Source organism: Bacillus sp. NH11B (assembly GCF_001884205.1).
In the GTDB taxonomy this organism is placed as follows: domain Bacteria; phylum Bacillota; class Bacilli; order Bacillales; family Bacillaceae_G; genus Bacillus_A; species Bacillus_A proteolyticus.
This window is the reverse complement of record NZ_MAOG01000156.1, coordinates 1-19234: the sequence shown is the minus strand read 5'-3', so window position 1 is coordinate 19234 and position 19234 is coordinate 1. Positions and strand designations below refer to the sequence as shown.

The following is a 19234-nucleotide window of genomic DNA, read 5'->3' as shown; positions in this document are numbered from 1 at the left end:
AACCCTATCCAATTACAGGAATATCCCTATTTCTATAATTGGATATTTCCCTATTCTGCTGCTTTTATTATTAGAAATGATGGTATAAGGGGCGCCTTTGAAAAATTACTGATTTCATTGTATGTACCACTTATTACTACTATAATCTTCCTTGTAGTATAGAAATATCCCTATTTCTATACTTGGATATTCCCCTATGCCTCTACTTTTATTATAGAAATGATGATATAGGGGGGAGCTCTTGAAAATTACTGATCCCATTGTATGTACTACTTATCACTACTATAATATTCCTAGTATTATAGTAATATCCCTATTTCTATAATTAGATATTTCCCTATGTCTCTACTTTTATTATAGAAATGATGGTATAGGGGGAGCCTTTGAATAATTACTGATTCCATTGTATGTACTACTTATCACTATTTCTATAATCGGATATTTCCCTATTATTCTGCTTTTATTATTTGAAAAGGTGGTATAGGGGCGTCTCTAAAAAATTACTAATTCTATTGTATGTACTGCACATCACTATTATAATCCCTCTCGAAATATAGATATTTCCCTATTTCTATAATTGGATATCCCCCTATTATTTTACTTTTATTATTAGTAATGATGGTATGAACGGAGCCTTTGAAAATTACTGATTCTATTGTATGTAACACCTATCACTATTATAATCCCTTACGAAATATAGATATTTCCCTATTTCTATAATTGGATATCCCCCTATTATCCTACTTTTATTATTTGAAAGGGTGGTATAGGAAGCGTCTCTGAAAAATTACTGATTCTATTGTATGCACATCACTATTATAATCCCTACCCAATTACAGTAATATCCCTATTTCTATAATTGGATATTTCCCTATTATTCTGCTTTTAATATTTGAAAGGTGGTATAGGAAGCGTCTCTGAAAAATTACTGATCCCATTGTATGTACCACTTATCATAACTATAATCCTCCTTCCAATATAGAAATATCCCTATTTCTATACCTCTGCCATCAAGTTACACTTATGCAACATCAATTATAGGAATGGGTGTTTCTTTTTTAAAAAGCCCCCAAAACAAAAAATTTATACAGCTCACCTGGTAATATCAATTCTTTCGTTTTGGGGTATTTGCTTTTCCTAGCTTGATGGGAGTGGAATATGGGGACATAAGGACTTTTTCAAAAAATAAATGAAGTGGTATAAATGACAGATTCTATTGCATGTACCACATATCACTGCTATAATCTTCTTTATAACATAGAAATATCCCTATTTCTATAATTAGATATTTCCCTATTTTTCTAATCTTTTCACTAAGATATAGAAATAGGGATATAGGGAAATATTATGGAAAATAAATGGAGTGGTATAAATGGCTATTACAATTACTGTTGGGAATTATAAAGGGGGCGTTGGTAAAACCACTAATGCTGTATTAAACTCTTATGAATTCGCAAAAAAGGGGAAACGAACTTTACTCGTTGACCTTGATCCACAGAGCAATGCAACAAAATCTCTTATGTTAACAAAATCTATCCTTAATCCTGACGAAAAGGTAACTTTAACTAAAACATTGATGAAAGGAATTCAAGAGGGGAATTTAGATGGATTAGAAGTTGAAATAACTGAAAATTTACATTTAATTCCTTCTTATGTTGATTTTCAAGATTTCGCAAAATTTCTATATAAAACTTGTTCTTCGGAAGAAGAGGAAGATTTCTACTTTAAGGAATTACTTGAGAAAATAAAACATAAATACGATTACATATTTATCGATGTTCCACCTATGTCAATTGAAGTTACAAAAAATGCAGTTGTAGCTTCTGATTATGTTCTTATAACCCTACAAACACAAGAACGTTCTCTTACAGGTGCAGAAAACTACATTAACCAACTAATAAAATTAAAAGAGCAATATAATCTTGATATAGAAGTTGTAGGTATTCTTCCAGTGCTATTAAAAAATAATGGTAAAGTGGATGAATACATTATGGAAAATGCTCGTGAAATTTTTGGTGAAGAAAACCTATTTGAAAATATCGTTCCACAGATGGAACGTATTAAAAGGTTTGATGTTAACGGTATTACTGAAAATGATAGACATGATTTAAATGTAATAGAACTATACGAAAAAATTAGTGATGAATTATTATCTCGTATCAATGTTTTTGAAAGTATGAAGGTTGGTGTATAACATGGCAAGAACTCCTGGATTATTAGGTCGAAAAAAGAGCAATTTTGATCCAACAGATCCTTATATCCCAAACGAGGATTCAGTTGTAACAAAAAGTCACGACAATACTCCTACCTTTCCACCTGAAAATGAACAAGAACAAGTAAATCAGCAGGAACAAAAGACAGAGCAAACACCAGAGAAAAAGAAATTTAAAAACCAACAAGGTAGTATTAAAATTTCTAGTCAATCTAAGGAAGAGCTTGGAGCACTAATGAAACTTACTAATACAAAATATGCTCATGAAATAATAGATTTACTTATACATCATTATGTAGAAAATCAATTAACTCCCGAACAAAAAAGGAAATTTAATTTATTAACAGAGATTTAGAAATATAGAAATATCCCTACGTGGAAATAGGGATATTTCTATATTTTTGTTTTTAAAAACTATCCTCACCAGTACTTCCTCCACAACCTTATTATCAATTTCCTCATGATATACCTTATGTAAATTGATAATAAGGTTATTTAATTTCGATAAAAAAATATAAGAGCCTTGCTATATTTTTTTGTAGTAAGAATCTTTAAAGTTGTTTAATTCATGTTGAACTCAAGTACCCGTTACTCTATTTAGTTAGACGAGTCATTTATTAGAAATAATTATCAATTGCTTGAATAGCTAATTCCAACGCTTTTATCTCTTCAAGATCAGGAATATCCTTTTAATTTCATTTTCATTGTAGTCTATTTCTTTTGACATCAATGATTTAAGCACTATCCATTAATTTATAGCTCTATTACGTGTATCACATATCATCCCTGTGCTCCTCTCTCGCAGTATAGAAATATCCCTATTTCTATATATCCCTGATTTTTTTTATCAAAAATAGCGAAGATACTCCTGTTTCTTCACCTGAAAACGAGTAAAGACAAGTGAATATATGAAATTTAAAAACCAATAGGGCGGTTTTTCAACTTCTAGCCAATCTCAAGACTCATGTAGAGCTTGGAACACTAATGAACCTCACTATTAAGAAATATGCTCATGAAATAATAGATTTACTTATACATCATTATGTAGAAAATCAATTAACTCCCGAACAGAAAAGGAAATTTAAATTATTAACAGAGATTTAGAAATATAGAAATATCCCTACGTAGAAATAGGGATATTTCTATATTTTTTGATTTTAAAAAATAGCCTCACCAGAACTTCCTCCACAACCGTTCCTTCTCTCATCCCACTGTAACATCCTTATGTAAATTGATAATAAAGTTATTTAACTTCGATATAAAAATATAAGAGACTTGCTATATTATTTATAGTAAGTCTCTTATAAGTTGTTTAATTCATGTTGAACCAAAGTACCAGTTACTCTATTTAGTTAGATAAGTAATTTATTAGAAAAATTATCAATTGCCTGGATAGCTGTTGCTTTGAAATAAAGTTTATTTCATGTCAGTATCTCAATTAGAAACAATCTATTTTTCATTTGACTTTTCCAAAAGGAAATTTAAATGACCTAGATATAAAGAATTCCAAAATTGTCTATTATAGTCATCATCATTTATTAATATGTTATTATCTAATTCCACTAATTTGTTCTTTAATTCATGAAAAGTGTTTATTAGGTCGCGATCCTTGTATTGTTCCTGCTCTATTAGTTGAACCCAATAATTTTTAAAACAATTGAAGCAACAATACATCTTCTCTATAGAAGAATTGACAAAATTTCTTTCTACTCTTTCCGTAATTTCATGTTCTAACTCATATATTTCTCCTGTTGGCTGGTAGATTGTAATTAGATTACCTGAATCCATATTGCTCCCAATAACGAGGTATGATTTAAACTTCTCTAAACTTGCTAAAAACTTTTCTGTATATTCTTTATCTAATATAGATAAAGAATAATCATTTTGTTTTGTCCATTCTACTACATCTAAAAGAAAACCATTAGAATAATTATAAAAATCCGCATTGAGACATTCGAATTCATTTTCTTTAATTTGATGATTAAGTATAAAATTTTTACTAGCTATGGGTAAATTTAATTTGTCTATTTCCAATGTCTTTCCTCCAAATCTTAATGTTTAATATTTTTCTTCGTCTCTTTACAAACTCATTTAAATTTTAGCATAAAGAACTAATTTCCTTTAATGAAATCACTTCGTAGTCTGGCCCGATTGCTGAACAAAAAAAATCCTGCTCAACACAGGATTTTTGATCAAACTTTTTTACAAATTATCAATCTTTATTTTAAATCAACAATAGCTAATTCCAACGCTTTTATCTCTTCAAGATCAGTCATTTTAGTTTCATTTTCATTGTAGTCTATCGTTTTTGACATCAATGATTTAAGCACTATCCATTAATTTTATAGTTCTATTACGTGCATCACATATCATCCCTGTGCTCCTCTCCGCAGTATAGAAATATCCCTATTTCTATATATCCCTGATTTTTTTATCAAAAATAGCGAAGATACTCCTGTTTCTTCACCTGAAAACGAGTAAAGACAAGTGAATGTATGGAATTTTAAAACCAATAGGGCGGTTTGAAAACTTCTAGCCAATCTCATAATTCATGAAGAGCTTGGAACACTAATGAAGCTCACTATTAAGAAATATACTCATGAAATAATAGATTTACTTATACATTATTATGTAGAAAATCAATTAACTACCGAACAGAAAAGGAAATTTAAATTATTAACAGAGATTTAGAAATAGGGATATTTCTATATTCTTACAGTTGAAAAAATATAATCACCAGAACTTCTTCCACGACTTTCTCTTCCCTCTCATTACCGCAATTCCCTTATGATATTCCCTCATCAATCGCTTTGTCTCTTAAGCTAACTATTTAATATTTTCTTTGTATTTGTCTACAATAACACTACTATAATCTCCTATCCAATATAGAAATATCCCTATTTCTATAAGTGGATATTTCTATACCCTTTTACTTTTGTTACAGAAATGAAGGTATAGGAGGGGACTTTTAAAAAGTTACTGGAATAATATACATTACTGTTTCTATTTTATATACCATATATCACTCTATAATCTCCTATCCAATATAGAAATATCCCTATTTCTATAAATGGATATTTCTATACCCTTTTACTTTTGTTACAGAAATGAAGGTATAGGAGGGGACTTTTGAAAAATTACTGGAATAATATACATTACTGATTCTATTGCATATACCGTATATCACTCTATAATCTCCTTCTCAATATAGAAATATCCCTATTTCCATAAATAGATATTTCTATATTTCTCTGCTTTTGTTGTCAACAAATAGCGAAGATACTCCTGTTTCTTCACCTGATAATGAACAAAAATAAGTGATTCTACAGGAGGAAAAGAAATTTAAAAACCAACAGAACAATATAAAAATTTCTGTTCAATCTAAGAAAGATCCTGGACCACTAATAAGACTCACTAATAGGAAATATACCCATGAACTAATTAGTTTACTGATTAATCATTATGTAGAAAATGAATTAGCTCTTGAACAGAAAAGGAAATTTGAATTATTAGCAATAAATATAGAAATATCCCTGTTTCTAAATAGGGATATTTCTATATTTTGGGTATGTTTTAAAACAGGCAAATTCAATAACTACATTAAAAAGAGTCCTATTTCTAGGACTCTTTTTAATACTAATTTTTAGCTTTAACTTACATTTTATCGATGATCATTTGCCTTTTATACCATTGGTTTAATTTGCTTCTCGCCGTACTAGAGAGACGCTTTGTTTTTTTATTATAGAATCTAGAAAGAGTCGGCTGTGATATACCTATCTCTATTGATAGTTCTCGCATAGTTATATTCTTCTTCATATGAATAAACTCTATTCTCTCCCTGATAAGTTGTTCATTTTCATTCGTATCTAATGGTTTTTCTACAATTTTTACTGGATGACTTTCCTCATCTATTGTATCAATTGTTTTCTTTTTCGCTAAGTTTTCCATTGAACTAATTAATTCTTTGGGTGGCAATATTACTATTCCTAACTGTGAATAATAGTTTTTAAACCAATTCTTCTTTGTCAGTTTTTCTTCTTCTAAACCATTATGATATTCCCAATGAGAAATTACTTCTTCTTTTTCTAAATCACTAAGAACATTTTCTAATTGTTCGCGGATACGATTAGGTTTTTGTTTTTGATTTATACCCATAACTGCTAACAAACCTTTATCTCCACCTATAGAATAAGGTCTTTGTAAGCTAGAAAACATTTGACGTATTCTCCATTGCCATGTCAAATATCGAATTAATCTTTTATGATATTTGTGTCTATAACTATTATATTCAAGTGCCTTTTTTGATAATAATGCTGTAGTACTATTAGATCCATATAGATATCCAGATAAGAAACTTCCCGGTTTGATTCGACACGATTCTATCCCCATGTATTCGTTTGTGTTTTTATCTCTCCATAGAACTACGGAATCTAATACAAATAGTCTTTTAATTACCTCGCGTTTTACTTCATAATGCTTACCTGTTTCAGCGCGATCATTTAATACGACTACTTCGTTGTCATCATTTAGATATATAAAAATACTCGCTAGGGCCGCAATCCGCTTCGCAACTTTAATTTTATCTTCTACCCTATAATATTCGACACCATTTGCCTTAGCCTTTGAAATACTGCACATTTCTAAAACTTGTTCATATGAAAAATCAATAAATTCATCAGGCGATTTTGCTTCATTCAACCATTGAATCGTGATGGTATCTAAACAATCTGCAGTTAGATCATCCATATTACTCATTACACCATCTACTAATGTATTCCATCTTGCTGTCTCTTCAATGTTCGTTAACTTTAGATCTTCATCTTTATGAGAGGAAAGCTGTGCCACTCCATTACTATCCTTTGTTTCAATAGGATAAGATTTTAACCGTGTGTTTTCATCTTCTTCAAATTGATTTTTAGCTATTCCATCTCTTAACTTATAATAGACCGCGGAGTTATTTACTTCTAAATAGTTTTCATTCAATATGTTCGCATCTGATTCACTTGTTGCTGTATGCACTATAGTACTAGCTGTCTGATTTTTACGAAACTCTTGTTCAATAAAGACACCTATGGTCTCATGAATAATTAATCTGTAAGTATCTATATTTTTAAATATATCTAGAGGAGAAACACCTTTTCTTTGTTGTTGCTCTAACCACTGTACAAGCATTGAAAATGATGGAGAAAGGTATTCTGAAGTCACAATTTTACTTTGATCTGCTTCAACATCAACATAATAGGAAACCCATTTCTGCCACAATTGCTCATCTTGTTTATACAGTTGTTCAGTTATTGATAGTGCGTCTCTAAACAATTGTAGAACGTCTTCCATTTAAATTCGGCTCCTTATATACATTTAGTTATTATTGATCTTAACTTGAAAATAATTAGCTATATGATGTTCCTTTTTATAAAACTAGAAATAAAGTCAGAGTATTCAATTCTTTTATTTCACCCTTAACATGTTAAGGGCTCTAGTTTGCATACTTATAGCACACTCTGTAACTGATTATACAAGACTGAATCGATTTGTAAAATCCAAATAGCAATTATAGAAGTACTTTTACAATAACCTATCTTTCATCCATTAGCTCTTTTTCTATTAGATTTTCAGTAATACTATTTATAAACATAAATATTTATTATTTTTTATATAAAAATAAACAGATTTAAATGCCGATACAAAGCATAATTTATAATATCTTTCTTAAACAAACACCATACATTTTCATAGCAAAGGAATGCAAGTATACTGATTTATACTGCATTCCTTTATTGTAATTGTATGTCCACTATATTTTTATTCTTCCTTTTCTAAAATGAAAAAACTAACATCCAAATTTCTTATTTTTCACCTCTTTCTGGATCCACTCCATTGTAATAAAAACTCTTCATTAAATGTCCAAGCTATTAGCTATCCCTCCTAAACAACAATAATTTTTAAAATAGAAGTTCCAACTGTTATAAAAACAAAGAAAGAGTGGAAAAGCAATACACAAACGTGTAAATCACATGGAGTAAACTAATGAAAAAAGAATGAAAATTCTGATAATTTATCCACTAAGGGTTTTCGTTTACTCTTTCTTTGTTGTTATGAGTTTAACATTAAAAATAACATAAATCAACAAAAAAACAAAAAATTCTTATATTTTCGACATTTTATTTATTTCGCTCTAATTTCACCTTAAAAACATGGTTACAGTAGCTTTAAGATAAAGTTTAATCGAAATAATGTCATTAACCTTAATAAACGAACAAAAGAAAAGAGCGTATTTAAAAAAAATCGTGACTTTATTTCAAATCCACACTCTCTCTAAAGTACCTCTTACATTTAAAAGAGAAGTGAAAGTAAAAATGTATGGATTAAAATAATAATGTAACTTCGAACACCCCAAATTCATCAAAATGAAAATTTATAGCCATATCATTCCCCTTTCCATCAAAACATGAAACAAAAATGATATTATGTAATTCTTTTTACTAACTCGAAATTTTTTTCTAAAAGTGCTTAAAGCTTGATATATAAGCTTTTCTACTACACCTATACTATTAGTTATGAAAATTTATAGCTATATGATGTCCCTTTTTTTTAGATGAAAAACCCCTTAAACCTTTTTATATTAAGGCTTTACATGTTTATAACCTTATTTTCATGTATTTATGCAACATGAAAATCCATAGCTGTATGATGTCCCCTTTTTTACCCAAACATGAAAACTCGCTTAGCTACTTCATGTTCCTTTTGTAATTATAAAATTACAGATAAACCCCATTAACATCACTGTTTAAAAGGGTTCATCTGTTTAACTCGCAATTATAAACATGAAAATCTATAGCCATATCATGTCCCTTTTTTTTTTTTGAAAATCGATATAACTGTTGATTTAATCATGTTTACAAGGCTTTTTTGCTATTTCACTTCTTTTCTAGCAATATGAAAATCCATAGCCACATCATGTCCATAAAAAAAATTCTAGGAAGCCTGAAACCCCTTGATACACAAGGGATTAAAGGGCGTTTCATCTTTTTGTTTTTTCTCTTAAAGGGACGTATTTCGGCAAATTTCGATTTGGTATAATCAAAATTGGTATATTTTATAGTGTTTTGGCATTTATTTCTGAATTTATAGGTAGGAGGTGAAAAAGATGGGAAAATCATTTATTATTCGTAATCAACGTAGTCTAAATGGACAATCTACAAATGCAGTTTTAGTAACACTGAAGTCTTGGCAAAAACTTGTTGAAACTTTCGAAGAGAAATACTACAGCTATAAAGATACATACCTTGAGGATATTGTTGATCATATGACATATGAGGAGCGTATTGCCGATGTGGATGGCTTCGTAGCACAGGCTAAACCATCTTTTTCACGTCGTACACTATCTGCTATTTCGGAAACAATGGGAAGAAAGCATAAATTATATGGCCTTACAAACGCAGATTTGGAAGTCTTCTTATATCTACATAAAAAATGTTACACGAATGGAGTCATTCCAAATGTAACAATACATATGATGTGGGAAGATTACAAACTATATAAAGAAGAATTTGCTTACATACAGCATTCTCAATTCTATATTGCATTAAAGAAATTAAGTATACATAACATTATTACGATTGAAAATGAATTAGATGGTCGATATACAATTAAATTAACTCATTTTATGAATGAAGAAACTGAAAAAGCGAATGCATATGTTTATATTAGCCAGGTGGTATTTACGAAAGCTTTCTTTGAGCTATCAGTTGCATCTAAGAAGCTATTCTTAGATATTGCTATGCAACAGCACAGTGAGACTACACTAAAACGTTCCTTAGACAAACAAGATGAAAAAGGGAATAAAACTCATTTTGGTGGGATGTACCGCTTTTTACATAAAAAATATCCACATCAAATTCGCGCAGTTATGACAGAATTAACAACTGCATTACCATGTACAGGGACTCCACTATTCAAAATTTGTAAATTACAAAAAGGGGTTAAGAATAAAAAAAGATATACGACTCTATATCTATCCTTACATACGGATTTCTTATGTGCAAAAGAAACAGGAGAAGTACAGTATCGCGATCCATTCACACCAAAGCTTACTTATGCTCGTAAAGCTCGTTTTATCGAATCCGTACTACAAGAAATGAATATTGGTGAATTTACACAAGACATGAACAAATTTATCCATGTACTTAAATATACATGCCATCGACAAATTCGAAGCGTAATTCATAGCTTACGTGACATGATAGATCGTAATGAAGAGTATCCAAGCAAATTAGTATATACACTGAAAAAATTATTAAATCAAACATCACAATATCAAATTCTTGATACCGCAGCTAAAGAGGGTATTTATCCTCTGATTACACAACATGTTCCAAAAGAACAAAAAGAACAAGCTGTATTTGATTTCGGATTGCATTTCTCTATGTACTCTCTGAGAAACATCAAAAAGTTGTTCCGCAAAACGTATGAATTACTAAATTACAAATTTGCTGTACCTGTTACAGAGGAATCTTATCACCGCAACTATCTAAAGTATCAAGAAGAAACGTTGTTTAGAAAGTACGCTTATGAACAAGGTACAAACCTAAACGCTTATATGGCTTTAGAAATAGAAATACGTGAACTCTTAAAGGTAAGAGGACATAAAGAACGCTCTATTCCTAGTGATGTTCGGGAATTGTTCATTGAGAAGATAGATAGATTACCGAAAGAAAAGCTTCGCGTTATTGAAGTACCAGATAACTTTAATTTAATTACATTTATGCGTGCCTTTGAACAGTTAATACGCGCTGGTATCCCAGTAACAACGGCTGAGCAAGTACTGACAGCAATGAAAACGAACTAATCATAATCAGCTCTCTATTTTTGAAAAAAATTCAAGATAGAGGGCTATTCGTGTTGATACGTTTATTTAAAAGAATTTTATTCATTCTTCACATTAAGTAACTTTAATCGATTCTATTCAAAATAGAGTCTTTTTTTATGCAATCATATACAAAAATAGTATAGTACCTATCTATATTTCCACACATACTTCCATAAAAACATGTTATAAGCTGTCTATATACATTCAAATATCTACAAGAAATCATAAGAAAAAAATTAAATTTCGTGGATAAGTAGACAAATAACACATAATGTGAATAATTTAGTACCATTATCATTGATATAAATGGCTTATATGCCTTCATCTATCAAAAATCATCAATATTAATGTGAGTTATGTGTGAAATTAGGATTATGTTGATTAAATAACATGTAATGTGAATCTTTTGTGGGTAACTACAATAAGATTGTGGAGATTCATTGAATTCATATGACATTTTACGATTGAATAAATATGTTTAATAATGTATTAAATTGTTTCATTTTTTATGTAGGAATACTAAATTTCATTTATGATTATTTGTAGATTTTAAACCATAATAATACCTAATTTTCCATTGTTAAATTCTACTTTTTATGATTTTTTACGCTATGAAATGTTAAGAGGCTTTGTTAGAGTAAGGATATACGTACATTTGCCAGTCCTATATAAGTTTTATCTTTATGTTTTTAATATATATAAGATATATATTTATATTAGATTTTATTAACGACTCTTCAATTGCATTGTTGCTAAAATGACTGAAAAAATTAATTTACAGTTTTTAATTTTATTTTCGAACCACTTAAAAAAATCATACAATCACAAAAGAGGAGCACATGCTACCAACATGTGCTCCTCTTTTGATAACTGCTACCGTCAGGTGGTGGCTATCAATTATCATTTATTTTTACGAAAACCACTCTTTTGCTGCTTGTGACGGCGTAAAGAAAGGGTCGTTTTCTTGTTATTAGCACAGTTTTAAAGAATTTAAGATTTTTGTCGAACGTCATTCCTATTTTGGAATGACGTATTTTTTTAGGGACAAATTCGAAAATCCGTATCATTATCATATGTATTTAGTGTATCTAGAATTCTATATGGATGGTGAAGACATATGAGTCAATATCAAATGCTGTATAATACACCTTATCTGTATTCTTCTCGAACATTGAATCAAATGTACAAAGCTAATAAGAATGAAGAAAACATATGCGCTATACAAGAGCATATGTTACGTCACAAAGTATACCTGGACCAACAATACCGAGGTTACTATTATTTAAGTCAAAAGATTGAAGAGGAGTTATACGGCGAAGAACATGCATTGTCATGGAATGAGCTACTGGATGATTATCAACTTTATAGAGATCGTAAGGGGAATTTATCTATCAAACCGAAAGGATGAGATAAACATGACAATCATTGGAGAGCTAGGGATTGTATATGGCGTGACCGGAGCTTCAGTTTTAGGAGTAAAATTGCTGAAGAAGAAAGGGCTTTATCTTCCAGGTTGGTTGCTACGTGCAGGTCTTAAATGCTTGTTGATTGGAAGTGTTTGGTACGTTCTAATGGATATACTAGATATGTTTCTACGTTAGTATTACATCTGGTAGTTGAAAGTGATTATAATAGCGCATCTTAAACAGCTTTTGATAAGCTTCCATACAGGCTCAACTACCTTAAGGAGGTATGGAGGGAATGTTGTCGCTTTTATTAATTCCAGCAACCTTTATAACTGTAGCTTATTTTTATCAAAGTAATGGAATGAGTGATAAGAAAAAAATTGCAACGTTTTTTGAAATTACAAAGATATGTGTTCAACATAAAGGTGAATTACAATACCCCATTTTTATAAAAGAAATTAAAGATGATATAAGTATGAATTATGTTTACAAGTTACCACTTGGTGTACCTAGTCAACTTATCCAAAAGTTAGCTGAAGTATTAGAAGAAGGTCTATATAAACCTGTTAAAATATCGTTTCACCACAGAGAGCTTCATATTCGAGTATTTAGCGAACAAATACCTGAAATGTGGAATTGGTCTAAGGATCTATTAAAAGAGCGTACATGGAGAGTTGTGATGGGCAAAGCGTTAGATAAATATGTATATCATGATTTTGAGAAAACACCGCATATGTGTGTAAGTGGAATGACTCGTTTTGGAAAGACAGTATTCTTAAAAAATGTGATGACTAGTTTAATTTTGCAACAATCTCAACACGTAAACTTCTTTATTATCGATCTGAAAGAAGGGTTAGAATTTAGTCCTTACAAAGAGCTATCCCAAGTTGTAGAAGTAGCTGAAAATCCGAAACAGGCGTTAGAAATGTTGGCTAAAGTACGTGAGAAAATGGTTAAACAAATTGAAGTAATGAAGAAGTCCTACTTTACTAATATCATAGATACATCCATAAAAGAGCGATGTTTCATCATAGTAGATGAAGGAGCAAATCTTTGTCCTACACAAGGATTACCTAAAAAACAACGTGATGTATTATTTTTGTGCCAAGAGATGTTATCTGAAATCGCAAGAATCGGAGGTGGTTTAGGATTCCGACTCATATTTTGTACGCAATATCCAACCGCTGATACATTGCCAAGACAAATTAAACAAAATGCTGATGCGAAAATAGGCTTTCGATTACCAACGACGGTCGCTTCACAAGTTGCTTTGGATGAATCAGGACTGGAGGATTTGCCGTCTCTTCCAGGAAGAGCGTTGTTTAAAACAGATCGTACAGAGGAAATCCAGGTACCTTATTTAAAGGATACAGATATGTGGGAGTTGCTAAAGCAATATAAGGTGGTGAAGAAAAATGAGACATCAAACACTCAAACAGAAAGCGAGACAAATCGAGATTTTATCCACTTTGGGTAAGTTAGATTTTTTAACTAGGAGGCAACTACAAGCCATACACTGTCTAGGGAGTATTCGAAATGCAAATCGTGTATTAAAGGATATGCACCCGTATTTTCACATTACAAAAATGGCTCGTGAACACGTATATTATTTAAATAAAAAGGGACGGAATTTATTAGGGATTACAAAAGAAGTAAAGAAAAGTAGTCAATTACAACACATATTAATGCGAAACGAAAGCTGGATGTGGCTTGGATTTCCAGAATGGAAAACAGAAAGACCTATCGAGTTTTCAACTAATGGTCAAAGGTATCAGATTATTCCTGACGCAACGTATTTTGAGGATAATGTTCCCCATTTTGTTGAAATAGATCGTATGCAACATATGAAGGCAAATGAACATAAAATACAGTTATATGGCCATATAACAGATATCTATAAAAGACAGAATGCTATTGTTCCAGTAATTATCTTTTTCACATTATCAGACTATCGGCAATCCAAATTAGAACAATATGCTGCAAAACAAAATGTGTTTATGAGAACATTCGTGATGGACCACATATTTTAGGAATCATAAATATTGATATCCCAAAAATCATGATAATCAATGCGGTTATCAAATTTTCTTAGTGTTTTAATGATTTTAGTTGCGGATGTTAAAGTGGGAACACGATCCTTTTTATTCGCTAAATCACTTATTAATGATTTACTTAATCCAGTTTTTTGCACTAACCACTGTTGCTTAATTCCTCTACGATCTAAATAGTCACCAAATGGAGTTCTTTTTTTTCCTAGACCAAACATAAGGAATTCCTCCTAAATACAGAATATCGTACTTATAGCTTGTACAATATTCCATAAAACTAAACCTTTGTTCATAAATATGGAATTATAATTTGAAACAAAGCATAGAATAATATAAAGAAAATCAAAAAATATGGAATAATTTTGAGGAATCTAGCATTCATAGTAATAGCTACAAGTTGCTGATACACTATCCTAATGGCAACTTGTTGCAAAAGGTATTCCTATAAAATTAAAAGCTTAAACCCATTGGTACACAAGGGTTTAGGCTTTTTTTAATTTATGGAGAATGAAAAAGAGTTTAATAAATTAAGAGATCCTATATTGTTCAGTGGTCGAATATTGAAGAATTATATATATAATTTCACGTATCATATTGTTAAGTCTATATTTTTTAAACAAATTCCGATAATGAGACGTTATGTTAACCGATTATGTATACAATATTCAAAAAAATCTTTACCATCGCATTATTAAGATGGTAAAATCTAGAAAAAGAGGTGAGGGTTATTTCGAATGTAATTAATAAGGTTGTATTTAAAAGAGCTATTAACTTTTTCATATTAGGGGTAGCACTAACAGTTATTGCTACCATAATAACTTTTATAATCAATCCAGATCTAAAAGAAACACTGGAAGGGATAGGAAATAGAATACCAGATCAGGTAAAGAAATTAACAGGTATAGAAAAGGTATGGACATATATTGTTAATAATGGTTTTATCGTGCCTTTACAAATGTTTATATTAGCCTTGATTCCAATACAATTTTTATATGTTATACATATAATTTTAACTGCTTCACTTCTTGGGGTTTCTTTTGGAATTGCGTTACAACTTGGTTTTAAAAAAGGTTTTGTGATGATAATTTCATCCATCCCTCATTACCTTGTTGAAGTTTTCGCTTTGTGTTTATTTGCGGCTATTCTTTTTGAATTAAATAAATTTATTAGAATCAAATTAAAAATTATGTTCAAAAAGGATAAAGAAAGAGTATCTCTTAGTAAAAAGATTTTAGAAGTAATAAAAATTTATGCTATTTTAACTTTACCTATAATTATCGTTGCTGCATTCTTAGAAACTTACATAACTAATATCATATTTGATTTATTTTAGGAACTTTATATGCTTGATGAAGATTGGGATTTACCTAAACATAATACAAACTGTGCTTATAACTACCAATAACGATAATTATGTAAATACGAAACCCCTTCAGCAAGTAAACTGAAGGGTTTTTTTCTAGATACATTGAATCCCAATAAGTGGGATTCTGGTAACTACGGTTGTGTAGAATGTATATGTTTGATTTTAAAATAAATATGTATATACAAGTTTTATAATTGTTACGTGTTGCTTTGGAATAAAGTTTGATAAAAATGAAGTTACAAACCTTTATTTAACAGCAACAACAAAAACTCCATTTTGAAAAAAAGATTGATCAAAATGGAGTTACTCTTTTTAACTAAGTATGAGATTTTTATAAAAAAGTTTAATCAAAACTCACTTAGAATCTTTTACTTGAAGGAATAAGGCATCGCATCTTTTTTATGAACATCGTTAATTTAGAATAAATTTTGACCACATCTGTAATTACTTGTAAAATGTTATACATAGAAAGGTATTTTAGGATAAATATAGAAGTGGTATGTTTTTTAGTTTTAAAGGGGCTAAAGCGCATCTTTTTTATGTTTTGAGAGGGAGAATTGGAAAATCATATGAAAAATTTTAAAAAAAGTACAGGTAAAATTTTACTAGCATCTGGATTAGTAGTTTCTATGTCAGCTTGTAGTGTAACTAGTTTATTTGGAGACAAAGAAAAAACAAATGCTGAATCTAGTAAACAAGAAAGTAAGGAAACTAAGACAGAAGGAACAAGTTCAGCTAAGTCAGAAAGTAAATCATCTGAAACAAAGGAAAAATCAACTAACTCGAAAGAAGAAAGTAAAGATGTTAAGATGATTATGGTTTTACCTGAGGATTATCCACAACTTATGGTAGACATTGAACAAGATTTATTAAGACGATTAGATTATTATGATGCTTCTGTAAGAGATTGGAGAAAAGGTAGTAAATCAAATGCTGAGGTAAGAGATAGTATTAAAGACTTAGATAAAGTATTTGATAAACTAGAACGTATAGATGCACCTGGTAAATATAAGGAAGACCACAAAGAAATAGTAAAAGCTGTTCAAAAGTTAAGAGAGACTTTCAAGGAAATAGAACAGTTATTTGACTACTCAAAAACGCCTAAAGATACTGATGATGTAATCGTAGATAAAGCAAACAACAAATTAGATGAAGCAAAACGTATTTGGACTCCTATCTTCAATAAGTTAAAAGGAGAAGCAAAAGGTGGTACAGATACTTCTTCAACAAGCAATTCTTCAAGTAGTACTGATAAACCAAAACTAGCTAGTAATAATCAAGCTAAGACATATGATAACCAAGCTACAACTGGAATATTCAAAGGACAAATTGACACACCAGACTCAAGTTCAAGTAAATATAAGAATGTACAAAATAACCTCAAAGACGGTACTGAGGTTATCGGTAACTGGGCTATTGATTTAGGACAAGGGGTAAAAACTACTTTAGTACTAAAAGGAGATAAGACATTTGTTACATATGTAAATGGTTCTTATCCAAGTGAAGATAACATTTTAACAGGAACATATACTGTAGACCTTGCTTCAAAGCAGTTAACACTAGTAATGGATAAAGTAAAGAAAGACGGTCAAGAGACGAAGATACCGAATCCTGTTTATACATCTTATAAAATTGAAAACTACGATGGCAAAACATTACAACTATTCCACATAGACGAACAAGTAACAATTTGTTATGTAAAACAATAAATAATTAGCAAAAAACTCTGTAAAATGATTTTTACAGATGTAAGTTTGAATTAACGTTTGATTAGAAATATTGTATGCACCTTGATTTTACGCGAAACCCAAAGACTCCATTTTGAAAAAAGATTGGTTAAAATGGAGTCCTTTTTTGCTAATTAGTATAAAAATTTTATAAAAAAGTTTGATTGTTTTGTTATCCGTTATTTCACCAACGCCCCCGTTACTTTAAGTACGTTTCGTCACAATCTTAGTCGTTATAATGATTTTAATCATATATTCCCCATTCATACAAAAAATAATAGCTATCAGATTGTCCGAATATACAATCATAAACATACCCCTTTTGTACTTGTATTGTTTCAATATGACTTAATCTAATTAAGAGTTCTTTAATAACTTGTTCTGGTGCATTCACATCAGCTAAATCCCTTTTAAATCTACTTATAAAGTCATCTTTGTTTACTGACTCTATGCTAATACATACTCTTGAATAGTATGTATTAATCCAACCATCTTTTAGTGCCGTTAGCCATTGTTCGTCTGAAGGGTCTGGCTCATCACTAATATCCCATTCTTCTCCATCGAACAATTCCTTTTTAAATAGTGCAGAAAATGCCTCTTGAATATTATCAAATTGACCTTTTCTGGCGAATGTTAAGTCTACTTGCATTGCATATTCATCTCTAAATTCATATACATCAAATGATAATTTTGACAATCTTACATTTGCAATTTGTCTGGCAAATAAATTGAGATCATCAAACAATTCTTGAATTTCTTTATTCATCATAATCCCCCCTTCTTCCTAAAGTTTTGATATTTTAATTATTGATGTGTAACTAATCTGCGTTGTTGGTTCACTAAGAAAAACAAAGTGTAAGTAATTCCGGTCACTTTGAATTCCTAAATTGAAAGAGACAAAATATCACAACTTTTTTATAAACATCGTGACTTTATTTAAAACATCGCGTCTTTTTTATAAACGTCGTAACTTTATTTTAAATCCACAGCTACTGGCAATTTGTTATTTTATTTATTTCCCTGAAAGTAAACTTCTGTATATTAGTTTACTTTCAGGGATAGGAATAGCACCACATGCCCATCAACCTAATATTTTGGAGTACCTCTAAAAAAATTCACATCAGATACAACAAAAGAGCCTTACCTCTGTAGGTAAGACCCCACTAGTATAGTTATATATATTTACATAACAATTAAGAAACTGTAAACATATAACACCAAGCATATAACACCAAGAAGCAGAACCCTAACATTCCGCCTACAGCTAATACCTGTTTAACCCAGCTCTTGAGTTTCAGATTACTATCAATCACTTGCATTCTTTCCATATCGTTTCCTCCTATTAAGGAGAACCCTTAAAGACTCTCACCTCGATATGGTACCATTAAAGAATGACTAATTGGGGTCTAATTTTTGTCTAAATGTATAATATTGCCCTATATGCAATATTACATATAAGAATGTATTGATAAAAATGTAAGCGCTTACTATAATAAAAGCATAAAGATAAATCACATCTTAGCATCAACAACAAAGGAGGAAATAATATGACAATCGCAATGGCAGTTTTATCATTCTTAGGTGGAGTACTTCCATTAGTAACAGA

Annotated in this window: 14 protein-coding genes and 2 pseudogenes; 11 read left to right on the top strand and 5 right to left on the bottom strand. The window is 30.3% G+C overall.

The annotated features are described in order from the left end of the window. The first annotated feature begins 1372 nt into the window (after nt 1-1372). The 3 genes and pseudogenes from BAU27_RS30610 to BAU27_RS33485 all read left to right on the top strand — a co-directional run. The gene (locus BAU27_RS30610; RefSeq protein WP_016128462.1) at nt 1373-2194 is read left to right on the top strand and encodes a ParA family protein; all 822 of its coding nucleotides are present in this window, start codon (nt 1373-1375) and stop codon (nt 2192-2194) included. A gap of 1 nt (nt 2195) precedes the next feature. Then, a complete protein-coding gene (locus BAU27_RS30605; protein WP_071773055.1) occupies nt 2196-2567 on the top strand; it encodes a hypothetical protein in 372 nt (123 codons plus the stop codon). Nucleotides 2568-3096: 529 nt separating this feature from the next. Then, nucleotides 3097-3316 (top strand): annotated as a pseudogene (locus tag BAU27_RS33485) (hypothetical protein); the annotation flags it as partial. Nucleotides 3317-3661: 345 nt separating this feature from the next. On the opposite strand, the gene BAU27_RS30595 reads toward BAU27_RS33485, so the two are convergent. Beyond that, nucleotides 3662-4246, bottom strand: a complete 585-nt coding sequence (locus BAU27_RS30595) for an SUKH-4 family immunity protein (protein WP_071773054.1) — start codon at nt 4244-4246, stop codon at nt 3662-3664. A 1223-nt stretch (nt 4247-5469) separates the two neighbouring features. On the opposite strand from BAU27_RS30595, the pseudogene BAU27_RS33480 reads away from it, so the two are divergent. Beyond that, nucleotides 5470-5724: pseudogene (locus BAU27_RS33480) on the top strand (hypothetical protein); the annotation flags it as partial. A 142-nt stretch (nt 5725-5866) separates the two neighbouring features. On the opposite strand, the gene BAU27_RS30580 reads toward BAU27_RS33480, so the two are convergent. Continuing rightward, entirely contained in the window at nt 5867-7546 is a 1680-nt protein-coding gene (locus BAU27_RS30580) for a helix-turn-helix domain-containing protein (RefSeq protein ID WP_071773052.1), read from the bottom strand. Between the two features lie 1813 nt (nt 7547-9359). Between BAU27_RS30580 and BAU27_RS30575 the strand changes: the two genes are divergently transcribed. From BAU27_RS30575 to BAU27_RS30555, 5 genes are all read left to right on the top strand, one after another. Further along, a complete protein-coding gene (locus tag BAU27_RS30575; protein ID WP_071773051.1) occupies nt 9360-11060 on the top strand; it encodes a hypothetical protein in 1701 nt (566 codons plus the stop codon). A gap of 1138 nt (nt 11061-12198) precedes the next feature. Next, on the top strand, nt 12199-12489 hold the full coding sequence (locus tag BAU27_RS30570; RefSeq protein WP_071773050.1) for a hypothetical protein: 291 nt from the start codon (nt 12199-12201) through the stop codon (nt 12487-12489). 7 nt (nt 12490-12496) lie between these two features. Next, nucleotides 12497-12682: a hypothetical protein gene (locus BAU27_RS30565; RefSeq protein WP_071746509.1), complete on the top strand. Its 186-nt coding sequence runs from the start codon at nt 12497-12499 to the stop codon at nt 12680-12682. A gap of 100 nt (nt 12683-12782) precedes the next feature. Next, on the top strand, nt 12783-13964 hold the full coding sequence (locus tag BAU27_RS30560; protein WP_071773049.1) for an FtsK/SpoIIIE domain-containing protein: 1182 nt from the start codon (nt 12783-12785) through the stop codon (nt 13962-13964). Further along, nucleotides 13903-14517, top strand: coding sequence for a replication-relaxation family protein (locus tag BAU27_RS30555; RefSeq protein WP_071773048.1), 615 nt, complete (start codon nt 13903-13905; stop codon nt 14515-14517). The genes BAU27_RS30560 and BAU27_RS30555 overlap by 62 nt, the downstream gene beginning before the upstream one ends. Here BAU27_RS30555 and BAU27_RS30550 read toward each other — a convergent pair. Next, on the bottom strand, nt 14514-14753 hold the full coding sequence (locus tag BAU27_RS30550; protein ID WP_071773047.1) for a helix-turn-helix domain-containing protein: 240 nt from the start codon (nt 14751-14753) through the stop codon (nt 14514-14516). The genes BAU27_RS30555 and BAU27_RS30550 overlap by 4 nt on opposite strands. A 500-nt stretch (nt 14754-15253) precedes the next feature. On the opposite strand from BAU27_RS30550, the gene BAU27_RS30545 reads away from it, so the two are divergent. Both BAU27_RS30545 and BAU27_RS30540 read left to right on the top strand, forming a co-directional pair. Next, nucleotides 15254-15868 (top strand): stage II sporulation protein M, encoded by a 615-nt coding sequence (locus tag BAU27_RS30545; RefSeq protein WP_083596245.1) that lies wholly within the window; start codon nt 15254-15256, stop codon nt 15866-15868. Nucleotides 15869-16458: 590 nt separating this feature from the next. Then, a complete protein-coding gene (locus tag BAU27_RS30540; protein WP_002201534.1) occupies nt 16459-17610 on the top strand; it encodes a DUF3994 domain-containing protein in 1152 nt (383 codons plus the stop codon). 262 nt (nt 17611-17872) lie between these two features. Here BAU27_RS30540 and BAU27_RS30535 read toward each other — a convergent pair whose 3' ends face one another. Both BAU27_RS30535 and BAU27_RS33295 read right to left on the bottom strand, forming a co-directional pair. Further along, entirely contained in the window at nt 17873-18397 is a 525-nt protein-coding gene (locus BAU27_RS30535) for a hypothetical protein (RefSeq protein ID WP_002201533.1), read from the bottom strand. A gap of 424 nt (nt 18398-18821) precedes the next feature. After that, on the bottom strand, nt 18822-18956 hold the full coding sequence (locus BAU27_RS33295) for a hypothetical protein (protein ID WP_274605858.1): 135 nt from the start codon (nt 18954-18956) through the stop codon (nt 18822-18824). Nucleotides 18957-19234: the final 278 nt, after the last annotated feature.

Coding starts and splice junctions, on each gene's coding strand:
- BAU27_RS30610 (WP_016128462.1), top strand. CDS start 1,373: ATGGCTATTACAATTACTGTTGGGAATTATAAAGGGGGCGTTGGTAAA.
- BAU27_RS30605 (WP_071773055.1), top strand. CDS start 2,196: ATGGCAAGAACTCCTGGATTATTAGGTCGAAAAAAGAGCAATTTTGAT.
- BAU27_RS30580 (WP_071773052.1), bottom strand. CDS start 7,546: ATGGAAGACGTTCTACAATTGTTTAGAGACGCACTATCAATAACTGAA.
- BAU27_RS30575 (WP_071773051.1), top strand. CDS start 9,360: ATGGGAAAATCATTTATTATTCGTAATCAACGTAGTCTAAATGGACAA.
- BAU27_RS30570 (WP_071773050.1), top strand. CDS start 12,199: ATGAGTCAATATCAAATGCTGTATAATACACCTTATCTGTATTCTTCT.
- BAU27_RS30565 (WP_071746509.1), top strand. CDS start 12,497: ATGACAATCATTGGAGAGCTAGGGATTGTATATGGCGTGACCGGAGCT.
- BAU27_RS30560 (WP_071773049.1), top strand. CDS start 12,783: ATGTTGTCGCTTTTATTAATTCCAGCAACCTTTATAACTGTAGCTTAT.
- BAU27_RS30555 (WP_071773048.1), top strand. CDS start 13,903: ATGAGACATCAAACACTCAAACAGAAAGCGAGACAAATCGAGATTTTA.
- BAU27_RS30550 (WP_071773047.1), bottom strand. CDS start 14,753: ATGTTTGGTCTAGGAAAAAAAAGAACTCCATTTGGTGACTATTTAGAT.
- BAU27_RS30535 (WP_002201533.1), bottom strand. CDS start 18,397: ATGATGAATAAAGAAATTCAAGAATTGTTTGATGATCTCAATTTATTT.
- BAU27_RS33295 (WP_274605858.1), bottom strand. CDS start 18,956: ATGGAAAGAATGCAAGTGATTGATAGTAATCTGAAACTCAAGAGCTGG.